This is a genomic window from Xanthomonas sp. fls2-241-TYG-148 (assembly GCF_030208815.1).
GTDB classification, from domain to species: domain Bacteria; phylum Pseudomonadota; class Gammaproteobacteria; order Xanthomonadales; family Xanthomonadaceae; genus Xanthomonas; species Xanthomonas campestris.
Genome location: NZ_JARVTE010000001.1, coordinates 602,381 through 628,424 on the forward strand (window position 1 = coordinate 602,381; position 26,044 = coordinate 628,424).

Here is a 26,044-nt window from a genome sequence, read left to right on the forward strand (position 1 = left end):
GTTTGCGGGACTGACTCAGTAGGTGCTGAGGTAGTTGCTCCACACGGTGCCCAGGCAGTCGGCGGTGCCGCTCCAATCGGAGCTGTTGACGCACTGGACCTGCTGGTCCCACAGGCTCTGCGCATTGGCTTGCTGTTCCGAGAAGTCATACGCGGAGGCGGTGCTGACCGCGCCCAGCAGGACCAGGCTTCCGAAGACGGAGAGGACAGTTTTCATATGCTTCTTCCTAGGTGTGCCGCACGATTGCGACCACGCAAGGGATACGCCCGGAGTTTTAGTCACTTGTTGGTTGCGTTTTCTTTTCGTAAAACCAGCGCCTTCCTGTTTAAAAGAGGTTCACCTGATGCGTTTGACCGCCAGTGAGATTGCCGCGCAATTTGGTCTGACCGTTGTCGGCGATGGCGCCACCGAAGTCAGCGGTGTCGCCACCCTGGCGCACGCGGGAACAGGACAGCTGAGCTTCCTGGCCAATCCGCGCTATCGCCCGCAACTGGCCGAAACGCAGGCGTCGGTGGTGATCCTGCGTGCTGACGATGCCGAGTCTGCGCAGGGCACGGCACTGGTCGCCAAGGACCCGTACACCGCATTTGCCAAGATCGCTGCGCTATTCGATGTCGCGCCGGTGCGTGCGCCCGGCATCCACGCCTCCGCGGTTATCGACCCGACCGCCATCGTGTCGCCAACCGCGCATGTCGGCCCGTTCGTGAGCATTGGCGCGGGCAGCCGCGTGGGCGATGGTTGCGTGATCGGCGCCGGCAGCATTATCGGCGAAGACTGCGTGGTCGATGACGGATGCGAACTGATTGCCCGCGTCACCCTGGTCACCCGCGTTCGCCTGGGCAAGCGCGTGCGCGTGCATCCCGGCGCGGTGCTCGGCGCCGACGGCTTTGGCCTGGCGATGGACGCCGGCCACTGGATCAAGGTGCCGCAGCTGGGCGGCGTGGTGATCGGCGACGATTGCGAAATTGGCGCCAACACCTGCATCGACCGCGGCGCGCTGGAAGACACCGTGCTGGAAGAAGACGTGCGCGTGGACAACCTGGTGCAGATTGCCCACAACTGCCGCATCGGCGCGCACAGTGCGATCGCCGGCTGCACCGGTATCGCCGGCAGCGCCAAGATCGGCCGCTATTGCCTGCTGGGCGGCCACGTTGGCGTGGTTGGCCATCTGGAGATCTGCGACAAGGTGGTCATCACCGGCAAGTCGGTGGTGCGCAATTCCATCCATGAGCCCGGCGAGTATTCGTCCGGCACCCCTCTCACCGACAATCGCACGTGGCGCAAGAATGCCGCGCGCTTCAAACAACTCGATGCGCTGGCAAGGCGCATTCTGGCTGTGGGCAAGGAGAACCAATGAGTCACCCCATTTACGAGCTGCCGATCGACGTCAACCAGATCCAGACGCTGATCCCGCACCGCTACCCGTTCCTGCTGATCGACCGCGTCATCGAGCTGGATCTGGAAGCCAAGCGCATCGTCGGGCAGAAGAACGTCACCATCAACGAGCCGTTCTTTCAGGGGCACTTCCCGACCCGTCCGGTGATGCCAGGCGTACTGATCATCGAAGCGCTGGCGCAGGCCGGCGGTGTGATGACCCAGCTCGGCCTGGGCCGCGATGCGCTGTCCAAGCTGTTCTACATGGTCAAGGTCGACAACGCGCGCTTCAACAAGCAGGTGGTGCCGGGCGATGTGCTGATCCTGGAGGTGCAGATGAAGCGCCTGATCCGCAACATGGGATGCTATTACGGCGAAGCCAAGGTCAACGGCGAAATCGTGGCCAGTGCCGAAGTCATGTGCGCCGGCGCCAAGGAATAACCCGTTTTTGGAGGTGAGACGATGCGTGATCAGGCACCCTTGATTCATCCCACCGCTGTCATCGACCCTGCGGCGCGGCTGGCCGGCGATGTGCGCGTCGGCGCGTTTTCGCTGATCGGCGCAGACGTGGAGATCGGCGCCGGCACCGAGGTGGGGCCGCATTGTTCGATCCACGGCCCTACCCGGATCGGCAGCAACAACCGCTTCATCGGCCACGCCGCGATCGGCGGCGAACCGCAGGACAAGAAGTACGCCGGCGAGCACACCGAATTGGTGATCGGCAACGGCAACGTGATCCGCGAGTTCGTCACCATCAACCGTGGCACCGGCGGCGGCGGCGGCATCACCGTGGTCGGCGACGACAACTGGATGCTGGCCTACACGCACGTGGCGCACGACTGCCATGTCGGCAACCACTGCGTGTTCTCCAACAACACCACGCTGGCCGGCCACGTCACCGTGGGCGACTACGTGATCATCAGCGGGTTTGCCGGCGCGCATCAGTTCTGCCGGATCGGCGCGCACGCCTTCCTGGGCATGGGCGCGCTGACCAATGGCGACGTACCGCCGTTCACCATGGTGGGCAGCGACTCGCTGGGCCGCCCGCGCGGCATCAACAGCGAAGGGCTCAAGCGCCGCGGCTTCGATGCCGAGCGGATCTCCGCGATCAAGCGCGCCTACCGCACGCTGTATGTGGCCGGCCTGCCGCTGGCCGAAGCAAAGTTGCAGCTGGCCGAACAGGCGCGCGACAGCGACGACGTGCGGGGGCTGCTCGAGTTCATCGAGGCGGCGGAACGGCCGCTGCTGCGATGACCGGAATCGGGAATCGAGAACCGGAACACGGTGCAGGCGCGCATGTTGGTGCGGCCGTCACCGTCCCGGATGCCGCATCGATTCCCCATTCCCCACCCCCGATTCCCGGCGCGCGCATGCGCGCTCCACGTATCGCCCTGATCGCCGGTGAAGCATCCGGCGACATCCTCGGTGCCGGCTTGATCGACGCGCTGCGCCGCCGCTATCCCGATGCCGAATTCGTCGGTATCGGCGGCGATGCGATGCGCAGTGCCGGATGCCAGACCTGGTTCGACGCCAGCGAGCTGGCGGTGATGGGCCTGACCGAAGTGCTGCGGCATCTGCCGCGCCTGCTGAAATTGCGCAGCGCCTTTCGCGAGCGCGTGCTGGCGTGGAAGCCGGATGTCTTCATCGGCATCGACGCGCCCGACTTCAATCTGCCGGTGGAGCGCTGGCTCAAGCAGCGCGGCGTGCGCACCGTGCATTACGTGAGCCCCTCGGTGTGGGCCTGGCGCGAGAAGCGTGCCGAGAAGATCGGCGTCAGCGCCGACCTGGTGTTGTGCCTGTTCCCGATGGAGCCGCCGATCTACGCCAGGCACGGCGTGGATGCGCGCTTCGTCGGCCACCCGATGGCCGATGCCATTGCCTACCAGGCCGACCGCGAGGCCGCACGCGCCAAGCTGGGGCTGTCGACCTCCAGCACCGTGCTGGCGGTGCTGCCAGGCAGCCGGCATGGCGAAATCAGCCGGCTGGGCGACACCTTCTTCCAGGCGGCCTGGCTGGTCTCCGAGCACCTGCCCAACCTGCACGTGCTGGTGCCGGCCGCCAATCCGGGCTGCAAGCAGTTGCTGGCCGAGCAGTTGTCGCGCAGTTCGCTGCCGGTGATGCGCTCGCACCTGCTCGATGGCCAGGCGCGCACCGCGATGCTGGCCGCCGACGTGGTGCTGCTGGCCTCCGGCACCGCCACCCTGGAAGCGATGCTGGTCAAGCGGCCAATGGTGGTGGGCTACAAGGTCGCGCCGCTCACCTACCGCATCGTCAAGACGCTGGGCCTGCTCAAGGTCAACCGCTATGCCCTGCCCAACATCCTGGCCAACGAAGACCTGGCGCCGGAGCTGATGCAGGACGACTGCACCCCGGAGCGCCTGTGCGTGGCTCTGCTGGACTGGTTCAAGCACCCGGAAAACGTCGCCGGCCTGCAGTCGCGCTATCTGGCCCTGCATGCGCAACTGCGCCAGGACGCCTCGACGCGCGCGGCCGAGGCGGTGGCTGAGCTGCTTGAAGGCAGGGATTCGGGAATCGGGAATCGGGAATCGGGAGGAGCGGGGTCATGACGCGCTCAAGCTCGGACCGCGTGATCGTCGTTCCGGCGGCGCAGAACGCGCTGTTTACCGATTCCCCATTCCCGACTCCCGATTCCCGCCTCATTGCCGGCGTCGACGAAGCCGGCCGTGGTCCGCTGGCCGGGCCGGTGGCCGTGGCTGCGGTGGTGTTCGACCCGGCCAAGCCGCGCATCAACGGGCTGGACGATTCCAAGCAGCTCAGCGCCGAGCGCCGTGAGCAGCTGTATGCACGCATCGTCGATCGCGCGCTGGCCTGGTCGGTGGTGCTGATCGACAGCGACGAGATCGACCGCATCAACATCTACCAGGCCACCATGCTGGGCATGCGCCGTGCGGTGGAAGGCGTGGCGCATGTGGCCGGGTTTGCGCGCATCGACGGCAACCGGGTGCCCAAAGGGCTGCCCTGCCCGGCCGAGGCATTGATCGGCGGCGATGCACTGGACCGCGCCATCATGGCGGCCTCGATCGTGGCCAAGGTCACCCGCGACCGGCTGATGCGCGAGCTGCATACGCAGCACCCCGAATACCGCTTCGACCTGCACAAGGGCTATAGCACTCCTGCCCATCTGGCGGCCCTGCAGACCCACGGGCCCTGCCCGCAGCACCGGCGCAGCTTTGCCCCGGTGCGTCGCGCCCTGGGGCTGGAGACGGCCCAAACCGCCTGGGACGTGCCCTGCGCGCCGGCCGATGGACTGCTGCTGGCCGAGTAAGCCGATCCATTGCCGTCTGCCGGTCACCGGGTCACCGGGTCCCCGGGTCGCCACTACGAGGCTCTCGCGCTCGCCACGCAGCTTGCGCATCCACCTGTCTGCACACCGGCGCAACCCGCCGCCGCCTGAACCACCCGCGCCGCCCAGCCCCTGCCCCGCCTGGGCGCAGCGCGTGAACCCCGCTGTCAAGCCTTGTTCCACCCGCCCGCCATCGCTACCCTGACCGCGCATTATTCCGGTCTCGCATGTCCACTTCCCGCTTCGTCCATCTGCACGTCCACACCGAGTTCTCGTTGGCGGATTCCACCATCCGCGTGCCCGAGAAACCGGATCAGGCTGACCCGAAAAAAGCCAAGCAGGCCAACCTGCTGAGCCGCGCGGTCGAACTCGACCTGCCTGCGCTGGCGGTCACCGACCTGAACAACCTGTTCGCCCTGGTCAAGTTCTACAAGGCCGCCGAAGGCGTGGGCATCAAGCCCATCGCCGGCGCCGATGTCATGATCGCCACGCCGGACATGACGCCCTGGCGTATGACCCTGCTGTGCCGCGACCGCGACGGCTACCTGAGCCTGTCGCGGCTGCTCACCCGTGCCTGGATGGAAGGCCACCGCCCCGAAGGCGGCGTGGCGATCCACCCCGAATGGCTGCAGGCCGGGCATGCCAACCTGTTCGCACTGGCCGGCCGCGACAGCCTGGCGGGGCGGCTGTTCGCCGAAGGCCGCGCCGACCTGGCCGAGCAGCAGCTCGCCGACTGGCAGCGGGTGTTCGGCGACGGCCTGCACCTGGAACTGACACGCACCGGCCGCGAGGGCGAGGAGCGCTTCAACCAGTTCGCGCTGCATGCCGCCGGCGTGCGCGGCCTGCCGGTGGTCGCCAGCAACGATGTGCGCTTTCTGTATGCCAGCGACTTTGCAGCGCACGAAGCGCGCGTGTGCATTTCCTCCGGTCGCGTGCTGGACGACCCCAAGCGCCCGCGCGACTACAGCGACCAGCAATACCTCAAGTCCAGCGAGGAGATGACGGCGCTGTTCGCCGATGTGCCCGACGCCATCGACAACACGCTGGCGCTGGCGCAGCGCTGCAACATCGAGATGCGCCTGGGCACCTACTTCCTGCCCGCCTACCCGGTGCCGGAAGACGAAACCCTGGACAGCTGGATCCGCAGCCAGTCGCGCGACGGTCTGGCCGCGCGCCTGGAAAAGAATCCGATCGCGCCCGGCAAGACCCGCCAGGACTACGTGGACCGGCTCGAATTCGAGCTGGACACCATCATCAAGATGGGCTTCCCCGGCTACTTCCTGATCGTGGCCGACTTCATCCAGTGGGGAAAGAACCAGGGCATCCCGATCGGCCCGGGCCGCGGCTCCGGTGCCGGTTCGCTGGTGGCGTGGGCGCTGCAGATCACCGATCTGGACCCGCTGCCGTACAACCTGCTGTTCGAGCGCTTCTTGAATCCAGAGCGCGTGTCGATGCCCGACTTCGACATCGACTTCTGCATGGACCGCCGCGATGAGGTGATCGACTACGTCGCGCGCAAATACGGCCGCGAGCGGGTCAGCCAGATCATCACCTACGGCACCATGGCCGCCAAGGCAGTGGTGCGCGACGCCGGGCGCGTGCTTGGCTTCACTTACGGTCTGGTCGACAGCGTCGCCAAGCTGATTCCCAACATCCTGGGCATCACGCTTAAGGACGCGATGGGCGAAGGCAAGGACTCGGAGATGGCCTCGCCGGAGCTGATCCAGCGCTACCAGGTCGAGGACGATGTCCGCGACCTGATGGACCTGGCGCGCCAGCTCGAAGACCTCACCCGCAACGCCGGCAAACACGCCGGCGGCGTGGTGATCGCGCCCGAACCGCTCTCCGAGTTCTGCCCGCTGTTCGCCGAACACGACGAAGGCGGCCGCGGCAAAAATCCGGTCACCCAGTTCGACAAGAACGACGTGGAAGAAGTCGGCCTGGTGAAGTTCGACTTCCTGGGCCTGCGCACGCTGACCATCATCGATTGGGCGGTGAAGGCGATCAACGTGCGCCACGCACGTGCCGGCATCGACCCGGTCGATATCACCGCCATTCCGCTGGACGATGCGCCCACCTACAAGGGCGTGTTCGCCTCCGGCAACACCGGCGCGGTGTTCCAGTTCGAATCCTCGGGCATGCGCCGCCTGCTCAAGGACGCGCGACCGGACCGCTTCGAAGACCTGATCGCGCTGGTGTCGCTTTACCGGCCCGGCCCGATGGACCTGATCCCGGACTTCAACGCGCGTAAGCACGGCCAGCAGGAGATCATCTATCCCGATCCGCGCACCGAAGCGATCCTGAAAGACACCTACGGCATCATGGTGTATCAGGAGCAGGTGATGCAGATGGCGCAGATCGTCGGCGATTATTCGCTGGGCGGCGCCGACCTGTTGCGTCGTGCGATGGGCAAGAAGGTGCCGGCCGAAATGGCCAAGCACCGCGAAATTTTCCGCGAAGGCGCGGCCAAAGGCGGCGTGAGCGCGCAGAAGGCCGATGAAATCTTCGACCTGATGGAGAAGTTCGCCGGCTACGGCTTCAACAAGTCGCACGCCGCCGCCTATGCGCTGGTCAGCTACCAGACCGCCTGGCTCAAGCGCCACTATCCGGCCGAATTCATGGCGGCCACGTTGTCCTCGGATATGGACAACACCGACAAGGTGGTGGGCTTTCTCGATGAGGTGCGCAACCTCGGCCTCACCGTGCTGCCGCCGCGCGTCAATGAGTCGGCCTACATGTTCGAGGCCGCCAGCCCGGACACGATCCAGTACGGTCTGGGCGCGATCAAGGGCGTTGGCCAGGGCGCGTGCGAGGCCATCGTCGAAGAGCGCCTGCGCAACGGCCCCTACACCACGCTGCTGGATTTCTGCACGCGCGTGGGCACCGCAAAGCTCAATCGCCGCACGCTGGAAGCGATGATCAACGCCGGTGCGATGGACGGGCTGGGCAAGAACCGCGCTTCGTTGATGCTGCAATTGCCGGAGGTGATGAAGGCCACCGAGCAGATGGCACGCGAACGTGCCTCCGGCCAGAACTCGCTGTTCGGCGGGCCCGACCCGAGTGCGCCGGCGATGCGCCTGGACCTGCCCGAAAGCAAGGAATGGCCGCTGGGCCAGTTGCTCACCGGCGAACGCGAAACACTGGGCTTCTACCTCAGCGGGCATCCGTTCGATCCGCACCGCGACGAAGTGCGCGAACTGGTCGGCTGCGACCTGAGCGCGCTCGACAAGATCCTGGCCTCGCAGCAGCGCGGCGGCGGCGGCGGTGGAGGCGGCGATGGTGAAAAGCGCGCCTGGCGTCCTGAAGTCAGCGCCATCCTGGCCGGCCAGGTGGTGGGCGTGCGCCGCAAGGGCGACAGCCAGGTGTTCGTGCAACTCGAAGATGGCCGCGGCCGGGTGGAATGCAGCGCGTTCTCCGATGCGATGGCCGAGTTCGGCCACCTGCTCACCCGCGATCGCATCCTGATCATCAAGGGCGGCCTGCGCGAGGATGAGTTCAATGGCGGCTACAGCCTGCGCATCCGCCAATGCTGGGACTACGAGCAGATCTGCGCCGACCATGCGCAGCGGCTGTCGTTGCGCCTGGACCTGCGCGAGAAACAAGCCTGGTCCCGTATCGACACGTTGCTGGCCAAGCACCGCCCCGGCAAGACGCCGCTGCGCCTGGACCTGCTGCTGCGCTCGCCGGCCGGCGGCGTGGCCGGCATGCTCGACCTCAACGGCAGCCACTCGGTGCGCATCGACCAGCAACTGATGGACAGCCTGCGCGCCGACCCTGCCGTGCGCACGCTGAAGGTCAAGTACAGCCCGCCGTGGGCGCAGTGAATCGGGAATCGAGAATGGGGAATCGCAACAGCAGAGCAGCCAGCCGCCCTGCTTTGATTCCCGATTCCCGATTCTCCCAACGCCCCCGTACGGGCCGCAGACACCGCTTCAGCTACACTCCCCGCCTTACGTTGACGACGCCATTGCATGAATCCTAACTACCTCGACTTCGAGCAACCCATCGCCGATCTGGAAGCCAAGATCCAGGAGCTGCGCAAGGCCAGCACCGGCCCTGCAGTGAATGTCGATGCGGAAGTGCGTGCCTTGCGCGACAAGCTGCGCGTGCGTACTGCGCAGATTTTCCGCGACCTGTCGGCCTGGCAGGTATCGCAGCTGGCGCGCCATCCGCAGCGCCCGTACACGCTGGACTACATCAACACCATGTGCGACGAATTCCAGGAACTGGCCGGCGACCGCGCCTATGCCGACGACAAGGCGATTGTCGGTGGCCTGGGCCGCATCGATGGCCGCCCGGTGGTCATCATCGGGCACCAGAAAGGCCGCGATACCAAGAGCAAGGTGGCGCGTAATTTCGGCATGCCGCGCCCGGAAGGCTATCGCAAGGCGCTGCGCCTGATGAAGCTGGCCGAGCGCTTCCGCTTGCCGCTGCTGACCTTCATCGACACCCCCGGCGCCTACCCCGGCATCGGTGCCGAAGAGCGCGGCCAGTCCGAGGCGATCGCACGCAACCTGATGGAAATGGCCGAGCTGAAAGTGCCGGTGATCTGCACGGTGATTGGCGAAGGCGGCTCCGGCGGCGCGCTGGCGATCGGCGTGGGCGACCGCACCCTGATGCTGGAATACGGCACCTACTCGGTGATTTCGCCCGAAGGCTGCGCGTCCATCCTGTGGAAGGATGCCGCCAAGGCCAAGGACGCCGCCGAACAGCTCGGCCTCACCGCCAAGCGCCTGAAGGGCCTGGGCCTGGTCGACAAGGTGATCCGTGAACCCACCGGCGGCGCGCACCGCAATCCGGAACAGATGGGCAAGCGGCTCAAGGCCGTGTTGCTCAACGAATTGGACGCGCTGGAAAAAGTGCCGGTAGACGCGCTGATGCAGCAACGCTACGAGCGTCTGCGCAGCTACGGTGCCTACGAAGGGCATTGAGTCACTGGCAATGATCGCCGCGCAAATGCGCGGCCACGGAATGGAATCCTTGCACCGATGAGCCCTCTCCTGCTGCTGTCGCTGGTTCTGCAAGCCGCTTGCTGCGTGCACGTCGTGCGCAGCGGCCGCCCGCTGTACTGGATCTTCCTGCTGTTGGCGTTTTCGTTGCTGGCGGTGCTGGTCTATGTGTTCGTAGCGGTGATTCCAGACCTGCGCAACGACCCGAACGCGCGCCGCAGCCTCAAACGCGTGCGTAGCAAACTGGACCCGCAACGCGAACAGCGCGACGCCTCGCGCCGCCTGGACGTGGCCGACACCCCGGAAAACCGCCGCCAGCTCGCCGAAACGCTGCTGGCCCAAGGCGATTACGCCCAGGCCGCCGAGCACTTCCAGGGCGCGCTGCGCGGCTTGTATCGCGACGATCCGCACCTGATGCTCGGGTTGGCCAAGGCGCAGTTCGGGCTCGGCCAGCCGGCCCAGACACGCCAGACCCTGGATGCATTGATCGCAGCCAATCCCACCTTCCGCTCGCATGATGGGCACCTGCTGTATGCCCGTGCGGTAGAAGACAGCGGCGACATCGACGCCGCCCTGCATGAGTACGAAACGCTGGCACAGGGCTACCCGGGCGAAGAAGCGCGCGTGCGGTATGCACAGCTGCTGCAGCGCACCGCACGTACCGACCAGGCCAAGGCAATGTACGAGCAGGTGCTACGCCACGCTGGGGCCTCGCCCAAGCATTACCAGCGCGAACAACGCAGCTGGGTCGAGCTGGCGCGCAAGGGCTTGAGCGAGTTGGGCACCACGGCGTAAGCGCTGCGTTGCACTGTCTGCGTCAGTGCGGCAAGGCGATGCGTTGTGATCGCCCCACAGATCTGTCTTCTCGCAAGATCGATCACCACGCCTGATGGCATGGCGACGTTGCCGCCAGAGTGGCCCTTAAAACGGCTTGGCCAGCACCAGCCAGATCACGCCCACCAGCAACACCACCGGCACTTCGTTGAACAGGCGCAGCGCGCGCCCGCTGGGCAGTGCCCGGCCTTGGTCCACGCCCTTCAACCAACGCCCGGCCACGATGTAGTGCGCCAGGATCAGCGCGACGGCAAACAGCTTGGCGTGCAACCAGCCGCCAGCCACCATCGTGGGGAAGTCCGGGATCACCCGGTACCCCAGCCACAGCACCGCGCCTAGCAGCAGCGCCAGCCCGAGCATGCTGTGACCGAATTTGTAGAGCCGCCGCCCCATCAGCACCAGGCGCGCACGCACGGCGGTGTCGGTGCCGGCTTCGGCGATGTTGACCAGGATGCGGGGCAGATAGAACACCGCGGCCATCCAGGCGATGACGAACAACAGGTGGAAGGTCTTGATCCACAAATACAGGGTCATGCGCTGGCTCCGCTGGCTCGCGTAGGATGGCCCGCATTTTCACCTATCCGCTCGCGCGAAAGCGCATCCGCATGCACAAGCCCGACGACAAACAGTACGACGCCACCTATTTCACCCGCTGGTACCGCGATGCGGGGCTGGCAGACCCTGCACGCCTGCGGCGAAAGGTCGCACTGGCCGTGGCCCAGGCCGAGTACTACCTGGAGCGCCCGATCCGCACCGTGCTCGATGTGGGCTGCGGCGAAGCCGCCTGGCGTGCACCACTGCTGGCGCTGCGCCCGAAGCTGCAGTACCTGGGGTTCGATAGCAGCGAGTACGCGGTGCAACGCTACGGGCGCAGCCGCCAGATCCACCCGGCCCGCTTCGGCGACTTTGCCTGGCTGCGTCCGTGCGCGCCGGTGGATCTACTGATCTGCTCGGACGTGCTGCATTACGTGCCCACACGCGAGTTCAACCAGGGCCTGCCCGGCCTGGCCGAGATGTGTGCCGGGGTGGCCTTTCTGGAGACCTTTGCCGAAGAGGACGCCTTTGACGGCGACCATGAGGGCTTCCAGGCGCGGCCGGCACGCTGGTACCGGCGCCGCTTCGCCAGCGTGGGCTTCACTGCGCTCGGCTCGCATTGCTGGCTGTCGCCACCGTTGCGGGGCGAGGCGGCGGCGCTGGAGCACAGCTGAGCAGGGCCGCAGCGCATTCCGGCTGACCGCACGCTGGCCGCGTCGCATTAGCACAGTTGACTTGACGGCCTCTACCGTTCGCAGCCCCATTAAGGTGCAAATGCGCCAAACCGGGTATGCTGCGCGGCAGCAAAGAGCCGCACGGATGGGTGGAATGCTTTATCAACTGCATGAGCTGACCCGCAATCTGCTAGCCCCCTGGGTGCATCAGGCCCAGGCGAACGCCAAGATGTTTTCCGACCCCGACAGCCTGTGGGCCTCGCTCCCGGGTGCCGAGCGCATGGCCGCCAGCAACGAGCTGTTCCATCGCTTGGGCAAGGAATACGAAAAGCCCGCCTGGGCGCTCGACGATGTCGAGGTGGATGGCCACTCGCTGCCCATCATCGAACGCGAGGTGCTGAGCAAGCCGTTCTGCCGCCTGCTGCGCTTCAAGCGCTTCAGCGACCATGTCGAGCTGATCGGCACGATGAAGCAGCAGCCGGCCGTGCTGGTGGTAGCGCCGTTGTCTGGACACCACGCCACACTGCTGCGCGACACCGTGCGGACCCTGCTGCGCAACCACAAGGTCTATGTGACTGATTGGGTGGACGCGCGCATGGTGCCGCTGGAAGCCGGCGCGTTCCGGCTTGAGGACTACATCGCCTACATCCAGGAATTCATTCGCCACATCGGTGCCGAGCGCCTGCATGTAGTGAGCGTGTGCCAGCCCACCGTGCCGGTGCTGGCGGCGGTGTCGCTGATGGCGTCCAACGATGAGCCCACCCCGCGCTCGCTGGTGATGATGGGCGGGCCGATCGATGCGCGCCGTAGCCCGACCCAGGTCAACAACCTGGCGACCGAAAACGGCATCGAGTGGTTCCAGAACAACCTGATCCACACCGTGCCGTTCCCGTATCCGGGCCATGGCCGTCAGGTGTATCCGGGCTTCCTGCAGCACGCAGGCTTCCTGTCGATGAACCCCAACCGGCACGTGATGTCGCATTGGGATTTCTACACCGACCTGGTCAAGGGCGACCTGCAGGATGCGCAGGCGCACCGCCAGTTCTATGACGAATACAACGCCGTGCTGGACATGCCGTCCGAGTACTACCTGGACACCATCCGCGTGGTGTTCCAGGAATTCCTGCTGCCGCAAGGCAAGTGGAAGGTGGACGGCCAGCTGGTGATGCCATCGGCGATTCGCAACACCGCCTTGCTGAGTATCGAGGGGGAGCTGGACGACATCGCCGGCCTGGGCCAGACCGAAGCCGTGCACGATCTGTGCACCGGCATCGACGCGGCGCACCGTCGCCACCTGGTGGTGGAAGGCGCCGGCCATTACGGCATCTTCAGCGGCCGTCGCTGGCGTGAGGTGGTGTACCCGCAAGTGCGCGAGTTCATTGCCCGCTACGACGCCGACCCGGTCGGCAGCCGCGACCCGGCCACCGTCACGCCGATCCGCAAGCGCGGCAAGCGCGCCTGATCGCCGCCATAGGCGCTCCCGGTCTTTCGATCGTGAGCGCTTTTTTTATGCCTGTTTTCTAGCAGTACTTCCGCGTGAGCGCGTTGGTCTGCGGCGTGCGTCTGGCTGCTGTCGATCGGACTTCACAGTGCATGGTTGGTCGTGCACGGCATGCAGACTGATCGCCTGGTTCTAGCGTCCATCAAACCATTGCAGCGGCGCTGGCTAAGAGCGGCTAACGAAACGTAGCGAGCAGTCGTCAGGTGGGTGCGGACGGCGCGGAGGAACCGGAATGTACGCGGGTACATGCCGATTCCGAGCACTGGCCGCGCCCGCCTGGCGGCTGCGCAGTCGTTTTGATAGCTGCTCTAAGTCGTCATTCGCGGCGCGTGCACCGTGGATCATTGCCCTGCACTGCAGCTCGCCCGTGGCCTTCGCTGCAAAACACGTCAACAGCGACGGTGACCCAGGCATGGCACTGCCGTCGCAAGCGCCATCGCACCTCTTCGCCGAATACGAAACAAGCCTCACGCGCCAACGCACTCAGCCCTCGCCGCTCTTGACCAACAGATGCTTGGCCAGCATGCCGTGCCAGCTGCCAAGTCCACGCGCCAGGTGCAGCGTCGCGAACAGCAGCAGCACGCCGATCGCGCACACCGGCACCGACAGCCATCCACTCGCATACGCCGTGTCGCCGAAGGTAAACAGCACGCCGGTATCCAGCAACGCCAGCAGCGGTGCTGCGGCAAAGCCCAGCGACAGCGACAACAAGGTCACGATCACGGTGAAGTAGACGGTGCCCAGCGGCAGCATCAGCAGGAAGTACAGCATCGTGCTCCAGGTGCGCGCGTCGGTGAACATCGCGCCGATGCGCTGCAACCAGCTACCCGGAATGCCCGGATGTGGCGGCCGACGCGGCATGCGCACGCCCAACAGGGTTTCCACCACCCGCCCTTCCACCAGCGACAGCAGCCGCACCGAGCCGAAGAACAGCACCAACAGCGGCACGCCGATGATCAGGATCAGCAGCCCGACCGAGAGACTGGCGCCGGTGACCACCCAGCTGAAATAGAACACGCCGGTGACCAGCGACAGCAGCAGATAAAATAGCGCGCCGTAGGTGCGCGGATCGGCAGCCACGCCGAAGAAACTGCCGATCCACGAACTCCGCTTGGGCGGCAGTGGCGGGCGCAATGCACGTGTCACTGTGACTTCGGTTTCGCGGTAGATCTCGGCCACTTCGTCGGGCGCGCCGTAGCTGCCAGCCACACCGGCAATCACCTCGGCCTCGCTCTTGCCGGCTTGCTCGGCCAGTTCGGCGCGCAGGTATTCCTCGGCGTCGTAGAGCGCGTCCTGAATCATCGCCGGGTCCGCGCCAGCCAACGCGTGACGCAACTGCGTGAGGTAATCGGGAATGGTGGTCGGCAGCGGACGCGGTGGCGTAATCGTGTTCATGAGTGGGTCCCTTCCAGCACAGAGTCGACGGAATCGCGGGTGGCACGCCAGGCGGCCGTCCACGCGCGCAGGCAATCACGCCCGGTTTCGGTAATGCGGTAATAGCGACGTGGCGGACCGGAGGCCGATGGCTCGACATGGCTCTGCAACAGCCCGGCCCCTTCCAGGTTGCGCAGCACCGGATACAGCGCGCTCTGCTTGCCGCTGAGCACACCTTCCAGCCGCTCCAGCCGCTTGGCGATGAGATAGCCGTACAGCGGCGCGTCGGCCTGGGCCAGCACCGCCAGCAACGCCAACGACACCGTGCCGGCGCTGAGCTCCTTCTGAAATTTCTTCAGATAGGCATCCGGCTCGTTCATTGCCACCCCCGCACTAGGTCGAAGGCAATACTATGTAGAAGTTGGGTATAGCGAATGTGCCGGTAGTCATGTAGCCGGGAATTGGGAGTGGGGAATCGGGAATCGCAACGGCGGTGCACGTGATCTGCCAGTCGCGCGTCAAATCCACGCTTGTGATGTTCTGCCGCACACGCGCTTTATGTGCGTGAGCCCGCGTTCTTTTTAATCAGGCGACCTAGGCGACGACTGCACGCCTTCGCAATTCCCCATTCCCGATTCCCGGCCTGTCGCGCTCGCATTGCCAAACCCAAGTCCGTTCATGAGCTTAGAACCTTTGGGTTACTGCCTTTCCTGTACGGCTCCACTACAGTCGGTGGCCCCTGTGCCGATAAACCTCGCTCAGGTGGTTTTCACTTTTTGATGGGGTAACAAGATGCGATTTGCGCGTTCGGCACGGCCGTCCATGGCTGACACTTCCTTTGGCGCCACCAAGTGCCTGTGCCTTGCGATCGGGTTGTCGCTTTCGGGCGTGAGCATTGCGAAGCAGGCGCAGACAGCCGCGCCCGCGATCGAACAGCCGCAGGCCGAACCGGCCAAGACGCCGGCACCGCCCGCACCCACCGGTTATCCGCTGGAAGCGCAGGGCTGGGGTGCCAAGCAGGGCGGCAACATGTGGCAGGTGCGCTGGGCCGAAGACTGGTCGTATCTGAAAGACCCCTCCAAGCGGAAGAGCCCGTTTGATCCGCTCAAATTCATTCCGTTGAGCGAGTCCGGCGATGTGTATCTGACGCTCAACAACGAACTGCGCGTGCGCAGCAATACGGTGACCAACCCTGGCCTGATTCCGGGCAGCCACTCGCAGCAGCAGTATCTGTTCCGTGCGTTCTTTGGCGCCGACCTGCACGTGGGCGAGCACTTCCGTCTGTACACGGAACTGGCCCATGGCAGCCTGGACGGGCGCAATGAAGGCGCCAAGACCGGTACGCAGGAAAACAACGCGATCCTGCAGCAGGTGTTCTTCGACGTGAAGGGCCAGGTTGCCGAAACCGACCTCGGCCTGCGCGTTGGCCGCCAGGTGTTTGTGGACGGGCCGACCACCTTGATGGCGCTACGCGACAACACCGACATCTTCGTGACCTTCAACGGCGTGCGCGCCTGGGCGATCGGCGAGAAGACACGTGTGGACGTGTTCGATTTCAACTTCAACCTGGATGGCACCGAGGGCTTGGGCGATGACCGCATCGACCGCTCGCGGCATTTCCGTGGCGTGGTGGGCGGCTATCGCCTACCGACAGCCAAGCCGATGTATCTGGAGCCGTTCTTCTATCAGTTCCGCAACGACAACCAGGTGTGGGGCCGCCAGACCGCCGAAGAAAACCGCAATTACTACGGCCTGCGGTTGTGGGGCAACGTGGGCAAGCTGCGCACCGATTCGTTCGTGACCGTGCAGCGCGGCAGCTTCGGCGGACGCGACCTGCGCGCCTACATGGCCAGCACCTCCAATGCCTGGACGTTGAGCGACAGCGGCTGGAAACCGCGCCTGGGCTTCCATAGCGAAATCGCCTCCGGCGGCGGTGGCACCTCCGGCACCGGCACCTTGCGCAACAACAATTTCCTCTACGGCAACACCATCTATTTCAGCTGGGCCACGTTCTTCGGCCCGGTCAATCTGGTGACCGCTGCGCCCACATTCACCTTCTCGCCCACCTCCAAGATCACCGTGAATCTGGAGTGGGAAACCCTGTGGCGGCAGACCACCAGCGATGCCATCTACAACAACCAGGCACGCGCCTACGCACGCACGCAGAACACCGGCGAGCGCCGCATCGGCACCATGCCGCGCATCAACGCCACCTGGAACATCGACCCGAACTGGTCGGTGACCTTCCGCGCCGAGCATCTGATGGCCGGCCCGGCACTGGAAAAAGCCGGCTACGGCGACTCCACCTTCGTGATGGGCTGGTTGAACTTCCGCTTCTAGGCAAGCGCGGCGCACTGCCGCACGATGCTGATCACACCGCACAGCCGCCCGGAGCATTCCTGGCGGCCGTTGCGTGATCGGCAGCAGCGTTGCCTGGCGACGAGCAACACAGGCACTGCGGTGATCGCCACGCAGTGCGCGTCAGCAGCGCGCTTGCACGCATAGATACCGAAGCCACGCAGTGCACGCACTGCCGCGATTCACTGCAGCGATACGGCCGGTGAATTCGCCAAGGCACTGCCGGCCAGCGGGAACTGCAAGATCGCTTGCGTATGGCGCGCATAACGCGGCACCTGCACGGTCTGCCCTTGCGCTGCAATCGTGATGGCACGTGCTGGCCGCACCAGTTCGTCCGGGAGCTCCTGCAGGCGCTGCGCGAGCGGGCGCGCATCGGGGTGCTCGCGTAGCCACAGCACCACGCCAATCAACCGCATCGCCGCGGCAGTGTCCTGCAACTGACGCTGATAATTGCCACCATCGCTGTACTGGGCATCCGCCAACACACACCCGACGGCGTTGGCCACGCAGGCAACATCCTTCGCGGGCAGCGGTGCCAGGGCACTGTCGTCAACCCGTGCATCCTGCACCAGCTGCTTGCGTACGGCATCGCTGCAGGCCCAGGTGTAGTTGGGCGCTGTCAGTGCACGCGTGCGCTCGGCATCGAAAAATTTCAGCACAGCGCGGTCGTACCAACGCTGCGCGCGTTGGTCCATTTCGCCGAGCATTTGCGCATACACCGCATCGACAATCCTGGCCTCGCCATGCAGCGCGCCACACAGGCTACTGTCCTCGACGCGCAACGGTGCAAATGCGCTGGCGCACTGCGCCGGCAGGGCTGCGTTGACGGGCAGCTCGCTGAGCATGCTCGCAAATAGGTCGGCATTGCCGCGTAACATTGCCCCACCAATCATCGTGACGATCAGGCTCTCGTCGCTGCGCAACAACACGCGCGCCACCTGTGCATCGCTGCAGACAGCGGCCACCGCCTGCGCCTGGCGCCCCTGCACGAAGTCCAGCGCGTGCTGGGTCATCGACAACGTCAATCCCTGCAGTTCCGGCAGCGGCGAGTCGATACGGCGCGGAAACGGATCGCGGTAGTAGGCATGCTGCGAGAAGCTCGCCATACGTGCCATCAACGGCGCCTGTGGCGCCAGCGCAGCGGCATAGCTGCGCGATTGCGATCGCACCTGGGCCAGGCATCCGGACGCGGCCCAACTGCACTTGGGCGGCGCAGTCGCCGGCCACGCCGGCGCGCGGAGATAGCGGCTCAGTTCACTGCGAAATCCGCTTGCGACCGGCGTGCGCTGGAAGCGCTGCAGGTCGCGGGCCAGCACCGCTTCCTGTTCCTCATTTGGAATCGTGTACGGCGATGCCCACAGCGCGACAAACAGGTTGGACCCCGCCGGCGGCGCGGGCCGTGGCTGACGCAGTTGCGCCAGCGCCTGCTGCTGCGCCTGCGGGATCGGCCAACGCGCGGAGAGCGCATAGGCTCCCACCAGCAACGCAACCACCACACCCACCGACAGCAGGGCCCATTTCAAGAACGTTGTGAGCATGGCAGACACCTTCCCTGGAGAAGGCTGGCATCTTAGCGGGGGCCAACTACCGGATGCGATTGCCCGAATGGCGGCTGTACCGCACCACGCTGCCGACGCGAACGCGCCACGCGCTGGCCGAACCACAGGCCCACCGGCCGCAAGCGAATGCCTACAATGCGCGCATGTCTGAATCCTCTGCTCCGCATCGTCCCTCCGTGCAACGGGTCTTCCTGACCGGCCTGCTCACCTTGCTGCCGGTCTGGCTGACCTGGGTGGTGGTGAAGTTCGTGTTCTCGCTGCTGTCGGGCATCAGCAGCCCGTGGGTGGTGCCCTTGTCCGGACGCATTGCGGCCTCGTTCCCGCATTACCTGGGCTGGATCACGGCGCTGTGGGTGCAGAACACCATTGCGCTGATCGCCACGGTGGCGGTGATCCTGTTCGTGGGTGTGCTGAGCCGGCGCGTGATCGGCCAGCGGCTGCTGCGCTGGTTCGAAGCTATCATGCGGCGCATTCCGTTGGCCAGCGTGGTCTACGACAGCGCGCGCAAGTTGCTGGACATCCTGCAGACGCAGCCGGGTAGCACGCAACGTGTGGTGCTGATCGACTTCCCGCATCGCGATATGAAATCGGTTGGCCTGGTCACCCGCGTGATCAAGGAACAGGGCACCGGCCGCGAGCTGGCGGCGGTGTATGTGCCGACCACGCCGAACCCCACCTCCGGCTATCTGGAGATCGTGCCGGTGGAGCTGCTCACGCCCACCGACTGGACCGTGGACCAGGCGATGAGCTTCATCATTTCCGGCGGCGCCGTGTCGCCGGAGACCGTTCCTTTCACCCGGACTGCGGACCGCTGACGCCATGACACACGTGCGTACCCTCGACGATCGTGCGGTACGGCTGTTCATCGCGCTGGCCGCGTTCTTCTGCGTCAACGCCGCGCTGGCCGAGTTCATCGGCGTCAAGATCTTTGCGCTGGAAGACACCCTCGGCATCGCGCCGTTGAACTGGAACCTGTTCGGGCAGACCGGCTCACTCAGCTTCACCGCCGGCACCTTGCTGTGGCCGGTGGTGTTCATCATGACCGACACCATCAACGAGTTCTTCGGCAGCCGCGGGGTGCGTTTCATCTCGTGGGTGGCGGTGGGCCTGATCGGCTACGGCTTCGTGTTCGCGTTTGCAGCCATCGCGCTGGCACCGGCCGGCTGGTGGGTCACCGCCGCTCAGAGCCAGGGCGTGCCGGACTACCAGGCCGCCTTTGCGGCGGTGTTCGGGCAAGGCCTGTGGACCATCGGCGGCTCGCTGGTGGCGTTTCTGTTCGGGCAGTTGATCGATGTGTCGGTGTTCCACCGCATCCGCCGTGCCACCGGCGAAAAACACGTGTGGTTGCGCGCCACCGGCTCCACGGCGGTGTCGCAACTGGTGGACAGCTTCGTGGTGATCTACATCGCCTTCGTGCTGGGTCCACAGCATTGGTCCACCGACCAGTTCCTGGCAGTGAGCACGCTCAACTACCTCTACAAGATGGGCTTTGCGATCGCGCTGATTCCGTTGCTGTATCTGGCGCGCCGCGCCATCGGCGCCTATCTGGGCGCCGAACGCGCCGAACAATTGCGCGAAGAAGCTGCCGCCGATTGAGCCAGGCGGCCGCGACGAGCGACCGAACTTGGCGCCGTCAACGCTTGCAGCACAAGCCGTGCGGCACGTTATCGCACCGCAGCATTTATTTCTTACGAGGCGCCCTGCCCGTGCCGTGCATGAATTGCACGCGCAGGCCATGACCCTGGTGGCTGGCCGTAACGGTGCGGATCGGGCAAGCTCCCCGCTCGCTTGTTTCCGGAGCCGGTAATGCCGCTTAGCTTTTCCCGCCTGCTGTCCCTGGCCATGGCCGCCGTGTTGAGCCTGTCGCTGGCCGCACCGGCCGATGCAGCCAAGAAGAAGACCGGCAAGGCACAGACCTCGCAAACGCGCGCGAAGGCGGGCAAGGCCAAGAAGTCCACCAAGCCGGCCAGGAGCACCAAGGCCAAGGCCAAGCCACGCGCGGTGGTGGCACCGGTGGTGCAGAGCAAGGCACAGCAACTCACGCTGCTGTACGACCAGTACTGGGATGCCTCGCTGAAGCTCAACCCGTTACAGGCCACCTTCCAGGGCGAGAGCCGCTACAACGACCAGCTTCCCAACTTCCTGTCGCCTGCGTTCCGCCAGCAGTCGCACGACTTCACCACGCTGTGGCTGGCCAAGGTGGAGGCGATCGGCCCGGATGGGCTCAGCGGGCAGGACCTGCTCAGCTACCAGATCTTCGTGCGCGATGCGCGCAGCGCCCTGGCGGCCGAGCAATTCCCGAGCTGGATGCTGCCGATCAACCAGTTCTACAACATCGCCAGCATTGCGGTGGTCATGGGCTCGGGCACCGGCGCGCAGCCGTTCAACACCGTCAAGGACTACGACAACTGGTCGCGCCGCGCGCTCGGCATCCCGGACCTGTTCGACCAGGCCATCACCAACATGCGTGCGGGCATGCAGGCCGGGGTGGTGCAGCCCAAGGCCTTGATGGAGAAAGTGCTGCCGCAGCTGGACGCGATCATTGCGCGCAGTGCCGAAGAAAGCCTGTTCTGGGGGCCAATCCGCAACCTGCCCGCCGACATGCCCGAGGCAGACAAACAACGCATCACCGCCGAGTACAAGCGCATGATCGAGTTCCGCATCATGCCGGCTTACCGCGCACTGCGCGGTTTCATCGCCACCGAATACCTGCCGGCCTGCCGCGACACCGCGGGTCTGGCCGCGCTGCCCAACGGCGCCGCCTGGTACGCCTACGATGTGCGCCAGAGCACCACCTCCGACCTGACCCCGGCACAGATCCACCAGACCGGCCTGGACGAGGTGGCGCGCCTGCAGGGCGAGATCCAGAACGTGGCCAAGCAGGTCAAGTTTCGCGGCAACCTGCCCAAGTTCTACAAGTTCATGCAGACCGACAAGCGCTTCGTGTTCCGCAGCGAGTCCGAACTGCTGGACGCCTATCGTGGCCTGCAGAGCCGCGTGCAGGCCGCGGTACCCCGCCTGTTCGCCACCCAGGGCATCCCGGCCCTGGACGTGCGCCCGGTGGAGCCACAGCGCGCGCAAGCGGCGGCCAGCGGCTCGTACATGCGCCCCAACCCGCACGACAACACGCCGGGCATCTTCTACGTCAACACCTCCAACCTGCCCGCGCGCCCGCGCTGGGAAGGCGAAAGCCTGTTCCTGCACGAAGGCGTGCCGGGCCATCACTACCAACTCGGCCTGCAGCAGCAATTGACTGACCTGCCCAAGTTCCGCCGCTTCGGTGGCGAGACCGCCTTCATCGAAGGCTGGGGCCTGTATGCCGAATCGCTGGGCCGCGAACTGGGGCTGTACCAGGACCCGTACAACTACTACGGCTACCTGCAGAACGCGCTGCTGCGCTCGATCCGGCTGGTGGTGGACACCGGCCTGCATAGCCAGGGCTGGACCCGCGCGCAGGCCATCGACTACATGTTGCAGAACTCGGCCGTCACCCGCGAGGACGCCGAGGCGGAAGTTGACCGCTACCTGGCCATTCCTGGTCAGGCGCTGGCTTACAAGGTCGGCGAAATGAAGATCAGCCAGTTGCGCGAACAGGCGCAACGCGAGCTGGGGCCGCGCTTCGATGTGCGCGCCTTCCACACCGAAGTGCTCAAGGACGGCTCGGTGCCGCTGGAGATCCTGCAGGACAAAGTGCAGCGCTGGATCGCCACGCAGAAAGGCTGAGCACGCTCAGCCAGCCGTACGCGCCGCCACCAGTGCGGCGATGTCGGCCGGCGTGGTGCGGCAGCAGCCACCGATCAAACGCGCACCGGCCGCATGCCATTGCGCACGTTGCGTCGCCAGTGAACACGCCGCTGTGGTTCCCGCATGCCAGCGCTTGTCGCTGGCGTCGTAGTGCTCACCGGAATTGGGATACACCACCAGCGGCAAGCTGGTGAGCGCGGCCAACGACTGCAGCGCGGCGGTGACCTGCTCGATCGCAATGCAGTTGATGCCCACCGCGACCACCTGCGGGCAGGCGTCCAGTGCCGGAATCACTTGCGCCAGTGGCGTGCCATCGCTCAGATGCGCGGCATCGCGCAAGGTGAACGAAAACCACGCATGCACCTGCGGGAACTCCTCCAGCAACAGGCGCAGGGCGGTGATCTCACCGGCCGACGGCAAGGTTTCGCAGGCCAATAGATCCACGCCGGCATCCACCAACGCCGCGATGCGCGGGCGATGGAAGTCCCGCATCTGCGCCACCGGCAGCGCGTAGTCGCCGCGGTATTCGGAACCATCCGCCAGATAGGCGCCATACGGCCCCACCGAGCCCGCCACCCATAGCGGCGCCGCCTGCGGATGCGCGGCCAGGTGGTCCGCACGCGCCTGCGCCGCCAGCGCCACGCTGCGTGCAATCAACGCCTGCGACTGCGCCAGGCCCAGCCCGCGCGCGGCAAAGCCCTGCGGCGTGGCCTGGTAGCTGGCGGTGATCGCACACTGCGCACCGGCGGCGAAGTAGTCGCGGTGTACCTGGTAGATCAGTTCCGGCTGCTCCATCAACACCCGTGCCGACCACAAGCCGTCGTTGAGATCACAGCCGCGCTGTTCCAGCTCGGTGGCCAGCGCGCCATCCAGCACCACCTCACCGTCGCGCTGCAAGACATCACTGAAGGGCGCGCCGGCGCGCGGTTGGCGGGGCACAACGATCATGGACGCACTCTCCGGGCTGCAAGCCTTTGGGTCACTGCATGGGCGCCGTAACACAGCGCCATGAACGGAATCCCGCACCACAGCGCAATGCGCTGCTGCGGGTCAAACGCCAGCCCAGCGCAGGCCAGCACGCACAGCGCACCACCAATCAGCGGCGTCCACGGATACCACGGCGCGCGGTAGGCCAGGCTCTCCAGTGCGATGCCGTCACGCAGCAGCTGGCGGCGGAAACAGTAATGCGAGGCGCAGATGCTCAGCCATACCACCACCACCGCAAACCCGGAGACTGCAGAAATCGCCACGAACACGGTGTCGGCCGCGTACACACCGGTCAGCAGCGCCAGCAGCCCGCCAAGCATGCTCAGCACCAGCGCAGGCAGCGGGATGCCACGCCGGGTCAGCCGCGCAAAGCGCGCCGGCAAGGTGCCCTCGTTGGCCAACGACCACAGCATGCGGGCCGCCGCATACAACCCGGAGTTGGCCGCCGACAGGATCGCGGTGAGGATCACCGCGTTGAGCAGACCTGCGGCATACGGAATGCCCAGCAGCTCGAAGGCGCGCACGAACGGGCTGGTCTCCACCGCCGCCGCGTGCGCCGGCAGCAACGCAGCCAGCACCAGCACGGTGCCGACGAACAGCACCACCAGACGGATCAACGTGGTGCGGATCGCCAGCGGGATTGCGCGTGCAGGCTGTGCAGTTTCGCCGGCTGCGATGCCGATCAGCTCGGTCCCGGAGAAAGCGAAATTCACCGCCACCATTGTCATCAGGATCGGCACGGTGCCGTGCGCAAACCAGCCATCGGCGCGCAGATGGCGCACTCCCGGCGCCGGGCTGCCGTCGGCCAACGGCAGCCAGCCGACCACCGCCGCGCCGCCCAGCACGATGAACACCACAATGGTCACCACCTTGATCAGCGAAAACCAGAATTCGCCTTCGGCAAACCAGCGTGCCGACACCATGTTCAAACTGAAAATCAGCACGCAGAACAGCAGGCACCACGGCCACGCCGGGCTGTGCGGAAACCAGTACTGCATGCAGAACGCCGCAGCGGTGAGGCTCGACCCCAACGCCACCGTCCAGGTGAGCCAGTACAACCAGGCCACCACGTAGCCGGTGGCAGGCCCCAGATAGCGCGCGGCATACACATGAAACGCGCCGGTCTGCGGCATCGCCACCGCCAGCTCGCCCAGGCACTGCATCACCAGATACACCACCAGCGCGCCGATCAGGTACGCCAGTACCGTACCCAGCGCGCCGGTGCTGGCGATGATGTAGCCGGTGTTGAAGAACAATCCCGTGCCGATCACACCGCCCAGCGACAGCATCACCAGATGGCGCACCTGCATGCTGCGCTGGAACTGCGGTGTGGCGGTGGACGAGGGCTCGGACATGCGTGGTTCTGATCGGTGGCGCCCCATCCTGCCACGCACGTGCAGGCGAGCACAGCCATGCGATGGCGAGCTGTGACGTGGCCCTGCCGCTCAGCGGCATGCGGGTATCCTGACGACTCGTTTTTGCCAGCTTGCCGCCATGCCATCCTGTTATCGCACCTACCACGCGGGCTCCCGCATCATCGATGCCCTGCCGTTGCCGCGTGCAGTTGAATCTCGCAAAGTCCGCGCGCTCCGTGCTGCCGCGCGCTCCATCGAGCGCAAACGCCTGCGCACTGAACGCTGCGGCCTGTCGATTCTGTCGCCACTGGTTATCGCGCCGCAGGCCACCGCCAGGAGCGCCGCATGATGCTCGCGGGGATCCACCACGTTGCAATCATTGCCGGCGATTACGCACGTTCCAAGCAGTTCTATTGCGAGATCCTCGGCCTACGCGTGCTCGATGAGCATTACCGGCAGGCGCGCGACTCCTGGAAGCTGGATCTGGCGCTGCCGGATGGCGGGCAGATTGAGCTGTTCTCCTTTCCGGGCGCACCACTGCGGCCCAGCCGACCGGAGGCGCGTGGCCTTCGCCACCTGGCCTTCCGCGTGCAGGATCTGGATGCGGCCATCGCCCATCTCACCACCCACAGCGTGGACACCGAGGCGGTCCGCGTGGACGAATACACCGGCCGGCGCTTCACCTTCTTTGCCGACCCGGACGACCTGCCGCTGGAGTTGTATGAGATGGCGTGAGAGAAGTACTGATCGCTGCTGAAGCAGAACAACGGCAGGTAGTAAGCCCCGCCGACCGAGTACGGTCGCGCCCGCCAGGCGCGCCGACCCGGATGAATGCATGCCGCAGCGCGGCTTTCCGCCACCATACTCCACGGTATACATTGCGATCAGGCTGCCGACGGCGGCCACTGCACTCCCTGGGAGGGGACACATGCGCAAGACCTTCAAGACCCTGATGCTGGCTCTGCCGCTGGCCGCCGCTTCGCTGCTGGCCCAGGCCGCCGACTCGCCGGTGGGCCGCTGGAAGACCATCGATGATGAAACCGGCAAGCCCAAGTCGGTGGTGCAGATCGAGCAGGCCGCCAACGGCACGTTGAGCGGCAAGGTGGTCGAGATCCTGCAATCCAACCATGGGCCCAACCCCACCTGCGACAAGTGCGACGGTGCGCTGAAAGGCAAGCCGATCAAGGGCATGACCATCCTGTGGGGCCTCAAGCCCGACGGCACCGCCGTGTGGGGCGGCGGCTCGGTGCTGGACCCGGCCAAGGGCAAGACCTACAAGGCCAAGATCACCCTGACCGACAGCGGCAAGAAGCTGCAGATGCGCGGCTATGTCGGCATTGAAGCCCTGGGCCGCACGCAGACCTGGGTGCGCGAGTAGGTCGGGATTCGGGATTGGGGATTCGTAAAAGCAGGCGCCCGTGAGGGCGCCTTTTTTGTTCGTCTCCATTTTTTGCGCGTCTTCATCCGCGCATATCTGTGCGGCGGGAACTGGCGGGC

At 65.6% G+C, this 26,044-nt stretch carries 23 protein-coding genes and 1 other RNA gene; 16 read left to right on the forward strand and 8 right to left on the reverse strand.

Going from position 1 to position 26,044, the window contains the following annotated elements; translation table 11 throughout:
* Nucleotides 1–15: 15 nt before the first annotated feature.
* Nucleotides 16–216: a hypothetical protein gene (locus QRM60_RS02745; protein WP_011269917.1), complete on the reverse strand. Its 201-nt coding sequence runs from the start codon at nucleotides 214–216 to the stop codon at nucleotides 16–18.
* 127 nt (nucleotides 217–343) lie between these two features.
* Here QRM60_RS02745 and lpxD point away from each other — a divergent pair, with 127 nt between their 5' ends.
* From lpxD to QRM60_RS02785, 8 genes are all read left to right on the forward strand, one after another.
* Nucleotides 344–1,357 (forward strand): UDP-3-O-(3-hydroxymyristoyl)glucosamine N-acyltransferase, encoded by a 1,014-nt coding sequence (lpxD, locus tag QRM60_RS02750; RefSeq protein WP_285445562.1) that lies wholly within the window; start codon nucleotides 344–346, stop codon nucleotides 1,355–1,357.
* The gene (gene fabZ, locus QRM60_RS02755; RefSeq protein ID WP_014507233.1) at nucleotides 1,354–1,815 is read left to right on the forward strand and encodes a 3-hydroxyacyl-ACP dehydratase FabZ; all 462 of its coding nucleotides are present in this window, start codon (nucleotides 1,354–1,356) and stop codon (nucleotides 1,813–1,815) included. Before lpxD ends, fabZ begins: the two co-directional genes overlap by 4 nt.
* 21 nt (nucleotides 1,816–1,836) lie before the next feature.
* Nucleotides 1,837–2,628 (forward strand): acyl-ACP--UDP-N-acetylglucosamine O-acyltransferase, encoded by a 792-nt coding sequence (gene lpxA, locus QRM60_RS02760; RefSeq protein WP_285445563.1) that lies wholly within the window; start codon nucleotides 1,837–1,839, stop codon nucleotides 2,626–2,628.
* Nucleotides 2,625–3,941 carry a lipid-A-disaccharide synthase gene (lpxB, locus tag QRM60_RS02765; RefSeq protein ID WP_285445564.1) on the forward strand — a complete coding sequence of 439 codons (1,317 nt, stop codon included), beginning with the start codon at nucleotides 2,625–2,627 and terminating at the stop codon, nucleotides 3,939–3,941. The genes lpxA and lpxB overlap by 4 nt, the downstream gene beginning before the upstream one ends.
* Nucleotides 3,938–4,660: a ribonuclease HII gene (locus tag QRM60_RS02770; RefSeq protein WP_115555689.1), complete on the forward strand. Its 723-nt coding sequence runs from the start codon at nucleotides 3,938–3,940 to the stop codon at nucleotides 4,658–4,660. Before lpxB ends, QRM60_RS02770 begins: the two co-directional genes overlap by 4 nt.
* Nucleotides 4,661–4,905: 245 nt before the next feature.
* Entirely contained in the window at nucleotides 4,906–8,502 is a 3,597-nt protein-coding gene (gene dnaE, locus QRM60_RS02775; RefSeq protein WP_285445565.1) for a DNA polymerase III subunit alpha, read from the forward strand.
* A 147-nt stretch (nucleotides 8,503–8,649) separates the two neighbouring features.
* Nucleotides 8,650–9,609 carry an acetyl-CoA carboxylase carboxyltransferase subunit alpha gene (locus QRM60_RS02780; protein ID WP_011036549.1) on the forward strand — a complete coding sequence of 320 codons (960 nt, stop codon included), beginning with the start codon at nucleotides 8,650–8,652 and terminating at the stop codon, nucleotides 9,607–9,609.
* A 57-nt stretch (nucleotides 9,610–9,666) separates the two neighbouring features.
* The gene (locus tag QRM60_RS02785) at nucleotides 9,667–10,422 is read left to right on the forward strand and encodes a tetratricopeptide repeat protein (protein ID WP_103699911.1); all 756 of its coding nucleotides are present in this window, start codon (nucleotides 9,667–9,669) and stop codon (nucleotides 10,420–10,422) included.
* Nucleotides 10,423–10,548: 126 nt separating this feature from the next.
* Here the strand turns inward: QRM60_RS02785 and QRM60_RS02790 are convergent, their stop codons facing one another.
* Nucleotides 10,549–10,995, reverse strand: coding sequence for a CopD family protein (locus QRM60_RS02790; protein WP_011036547.1), 447 nt, complete (start codon nucleotides 10,993–10,995; stop codon nucleotides 10,549–10,551).
* Between the two features lie 71 nt (nucleotides 10,996–11,066).
* Between QRM60_RS02790 and QRM60_RS02795 the strand changes: the two genes are divergently transcribed.
* Nucleotides 11,067–11,669: a class I SAM-dependent methyltransferase gene (locus QRM60_RS02795; RefSeq protein WP_161960790.1), complete on the forward strand. Its 603-nt coding sequence runs from the start codon at nucleotides 11,067–11,069 to the stop codon at nucleotides 11,667–11,669.
* Between the two features lie 154 nt (nucleotides 11,670–11,823).
* On the forward strand, nucleotides 11,824–13,131 hold the full coding sequence (locus QRM60_RS02800; RefSeq protein ID WP_012438824.1) for a polyhydroxyalkanoate depolymerase: 1,308 nt from the start codon (nucleotides 11,824–11,826) through the stop codon (nucleotides 13,129–13,131).
* Nucleotides 13,132–13,343: 212 nt separating this feature from the next.
* Here the strand turns inward: QRM60_RS02800 and QRM60_RS02805 are convergent.
* From QRM60_RS02805 to QRM60_RS02815, 3 genes are all read right to left on the reverse strand, one after another.
* Nucleotides 13,344–13,418: non-coding RNA, sX9 sRNA (locus QRM60_RS02805), on the reverse strand.
* Nucleotides 13,419–13,653: 235 nt separating this feature from the next.
* Nucleotides 13,654–14,565: a sensor domain-containing protein gene (locus QRM60_RS02810; RefSeq protein WP_285445566.1), complete on the reverse strand. Its 912-nt coding sequence runs from the start codon at nucleotides 14,563–14,565 to the stop codon at nucleotides 13,654–13,656.
* Entirely contained in the window at nucleotides 14,562–14,924 is a 363-nt protein-coding gene (locus QRM60_RS02815) for a PadR family transcriptional regulator (protein WP_040941562.1), read from the reverse strand. Before QRM60_RS02815 ends, QRM60_RS02810 begins: the two co-directional genes overlap by 4 nt.
* Before the next feature lie 412 nt (nucleotides 14,925–15,336).
* Between QRM60_RS02815 and QRM60_RS02820 the strand changes: the two genes are divergently transcribed.
* Complete coding sequence (locus QRM60_RS02820; protein WP_285445567.1) at nucleotides 15,337–16,884, forward strand: alginate export family protein; 1,548 nt, start codon at nucleotides 15,337–15,339, stop codon at nucleotides 16,882–16,884.
* 200 nt (nucleotides 16,885–17,084) lie between these two features.
* On the opposite strand, the gene QRM60_RS02825 is transcribed toward QRM60_RS02820, so the two are convergent.
* Nucleotides 17,085–18,440 (reverse strand): hypothetical protein, encoded by a 1,356-nt coding sequence (locus tag QRM60_RS02825; RefSeq protein WP_192884148.1) that lies wholly within the window; start codon nucleotides 18,438–18,440, stop codon nucleotides 17,085–17,087.
* 164 nt (nucleotides 18,441–18,604) lie between these two features.
* On the opposite strand from QRM60_RS02825, the gene QRM60_RS02830 reads away from it, so the two are divergent.
* The 3 genes from QRM60_RS02830 to QRM60_RS02840 all read left to right on the forward strand — a co-directional run bounded on the left by QRM60_RS02830 (nucleotide 18,605) and on the right by QRM60_RS02840 (nucleotide 22,184).
* Nucleotides 18,605–19,276 carry a DUF502 domain-containing protein gene (locus tag QRM60_RS02830; protein WP_011036539.1) on the forward strand — a complete coding sequence of 224 codons (672 nt, stop codon included), beginning with the start codon at nucleotides 18,605–18,607 and terminating at the stop codon, nucleotides 19,274–19,276.
* 4 nt (nucleotides 19,277–19,280) lie between these two features.
* A complete protein-coding gene (locus tag QRM60_RS02835) occupies nucleotides 19,281–20,057 on the forward strand; it encodes a queuosine precursor transporter (RefSeq protein ID WP_012438830.1) in 777 nt (258 codons plus the stop codon).
* Between the two features lie 210 nt (nucleotides 20,058–20,267).
* Nucleotides 20,268–22,184, forward strand: a complete 1,917-nt coding sequence (locus tag QRM60_RS02840) for a DUF885 family protein (protein ID WP_011269918.1) — start codon at nucleotides 20,268–20,270, stop codon at nucleotides 22,182–22,184.
* A 6-nt stretch (nucleotides 22,185–22,190) separates the two neighbouring features.
* On the opposite strand, the gene mmuM is transcribed toward QRM60_RS02840, so the two are convergent.
* Together mmuM and mmuP are read right to left on the reverse strand one after the other, a co-directional pair.
* On the reverse strand, nucleotides 22,191–23,153 hold the full coding sequence (gene mmuM / locus QRM60_RS02845) for a homocysteine S-methyltransferase (protein ID WP_115555679.1): 963 nt from the start codon (nucleotides 23,151–23,153) through the stop codon (nucleotides 22,191–22,193).
* Nucleotides 23,150–24,547: an S-methylmethionine permease gene (mmuP, locus tag QRM60_RS02850; RefSeq protein WP_115555678.1), complete on the reverse strand. Its 1,398-nt coding sequence runs from the start codon at nucleotides 24,545–24,547 to the stop codon at nucleotides 23,150–23,152. Before mmuP ends, mmuM begins: the two co-directional genes overlap by 4 nt.
* 345 nt (nucleotides 24,548–24,892) lie before the next feature.
* Here mmuP and QRM60_RS02855 point away from each other — a divergent pair, with 345 nt between their 5' ends.
* Together QRM60_RS02855 and QRM60_RS02860 are read left to right on the forward strand one after the other, a co-directional pair.
* The gene (locus QRM60_RS02855; RefSeq protein WP_103699918.1) at nucleotides 24,893–25,282 is read left to right on the forward strand and encodes a VOC family protein; all 390 of its coding nucleotides are present in this window, start codon (nucleotides 24,893–24,895) and stop codon (nucleotides 25,280–25,282) included.
* Between the two features lie 193 nt (nucleotides 25,283–25,475).
* Nucleotides 25,476–25,925, forward strand: a complete 450-nt coding sequence (locus QRM60_RS02860) for a DUF2147 domain-containing protein (RefSeq protein WP_114997528.1) — start codon at nucleotides 25,476–25,478, stop codon at nucleotides 25,923–25,925.
* Nucleotides 25,926–26,044 lie beyond the last annotated feature (119 nt).

Bases quoted from the DNA above. Each gene is read 5' to 3' on its own strand.
- QRM60_RS02825 (WP_192884148.1), bottom strand. From the start codon at position 18,440: ATGCTCACAACGTTCTTGAAATGGGCCCTGCTGTCGGTGGGTGTGGTG.
- QRM60_RS02820 (WP_285445567.1), top strand. From the start codon at position 15,337: ATGCGATTTGCGCGTTCGGCACGGCCGTCCATGGCTGACACTTCCTTT.
- dnaE (WP_285445565.1), top strand. From the start codon at position 4,906: ATGTCCACTTCCCGCTTCGTCCATCTGCACGTCCACACCGAGTTCTCG.
- lpxD (WP_285445562.1), top strand. From the start codon at position 344: ATGCGTTTGACCGCCAGTGAGATTGCCGCGCAATTTGGTCTGACCGTT.
- QRM60_RS02770 (WP_115555689.1), top strand. From the start codon at position 3,938: ATGACGCGCTCAAGCTCGGACCGCGTGATCGTCGTTCCGGCGGCGCAG.
- QRM60_RS02830 (WP_011036539.1), top strand. From the start codon at position 18,605: ATGTCTGAATCCTCTGCTCCGCATCGTCCCTCCGTGCAACGGGTCTTC.
- QRM60_RS02790 (WP_011036547.1), bottom strand. From the start codon at position 10,995: ATGACCCTGTATTTGTGGATCAAGACCTTCCACCTGTTGTTCGTCATC.
- lpxA (WP_285445563.1), top strand. From the start codon at position 1,837: ATGCGTGATCAGGCACCCTTGATTCATCCCACCGCTGTCATCGACCCT.
- QRM60_RS02860 (WP_114997528.1), top strand. From the start codon at position 25,476: ATGCGCAAGACCTTCAAGACCCTGATGCTGGCTCTGCCGCTGGCCGCC.
- QRM60_RS02780 (WP_011036549.1), top strand. From the start codon at position 8,650: ATGAATCCTAACTACCTCGACTTCGAGCAACCCATCGCCGATCTGGAA.
- QRM60_RS02800 (WP_012438824.1), top strand. From the start codon at position 11,824: ATGCTTTATCAACTGCATGAGCTGACCCGCAATCTGCTAGCCCCCTGG.
- QRM60_RS02835 (WP_012438830.1), top strand. From the start codon at position 19,281: ATGACACACGTGCGTACCCTCGACGATCGTGCGGTACGGCTGTTCATC.
- QRM60_RS02745 (WP_011269917.1), bottom strand. From the start codon at position 216: ATGAAAACTGTCCTCTCCGTCTTCGGAAGCCTGGTCCTGCTGGGCGCG.
- QRM60_RS02795 (WP_161960790.1), top strand. From the start codon at position 11,067: ATGCACAAGCCCGACGACAAACAGTACGACGCCACCTATTTCACCCGC.
- QRM60_RS02785 (WP_103699911.1), top strand. From the start codon at position 9,667: ATGAGCCCTCTCCTGCTGCTGTCGCTGGTTCTGCAAGCCGCTTGCTGC.
- mmuM (WP_115555679.1), bottom strand. From the start codon at position 23,153: ATGATCGTTGTGCCCCGCCAACCGCGCGCCGGCGCGCCCTTCAGTGAT.
- QRM60_RS02815 (WP_040941562.1), bottom strand. From the start codon at position 14,924: ATGAACGAGCCGGATGCCTATCTGAAGAAATTTCAGAAGGAGCTCAGC.
- mmuP (WP_115555678.1), bottom strand. From the start codon at position 24,547: ATGTCCGAGCCCTCGTCCACCGCCACACCGCAGTTCCAGCGCAGCATG.
- QRM60_RS02810 (WP_285445566.1), bottom strand. From the start codon at position 14,565: ATGAACACGATTACGCCACCGCGTCCGCTGCCGACCACCATTCCCGAT.
- fabZ (WP_014507233.1), top strand. From the start codon at position 1,354: ATGAGTCACCCCATTTACGAGCTGCCGATCGACGTCAACCAGATCCAG.
- QRM60_RS02855 (WP_103699918.1), top strand. From the start codon at position 24,893: ATGATGCTCGCGGGGATCCACCACGTTGCAATCATTGCCGGCGATTAC.
- QRM60_RS02840 (WP_011269918.1), top strand. From the start codon at position 20,268: ATGCCGCTTAGCTTTTCCCGCCTGCTGTCCCTGGCCATGGCCGCCGTG.
- lpxB (WP_285445564.1), top strand. From the start codon at position 2,625: ATGACCGGAATCGGGAATCGAGAACCGGAACACGGTGCAGGCGCGCAT.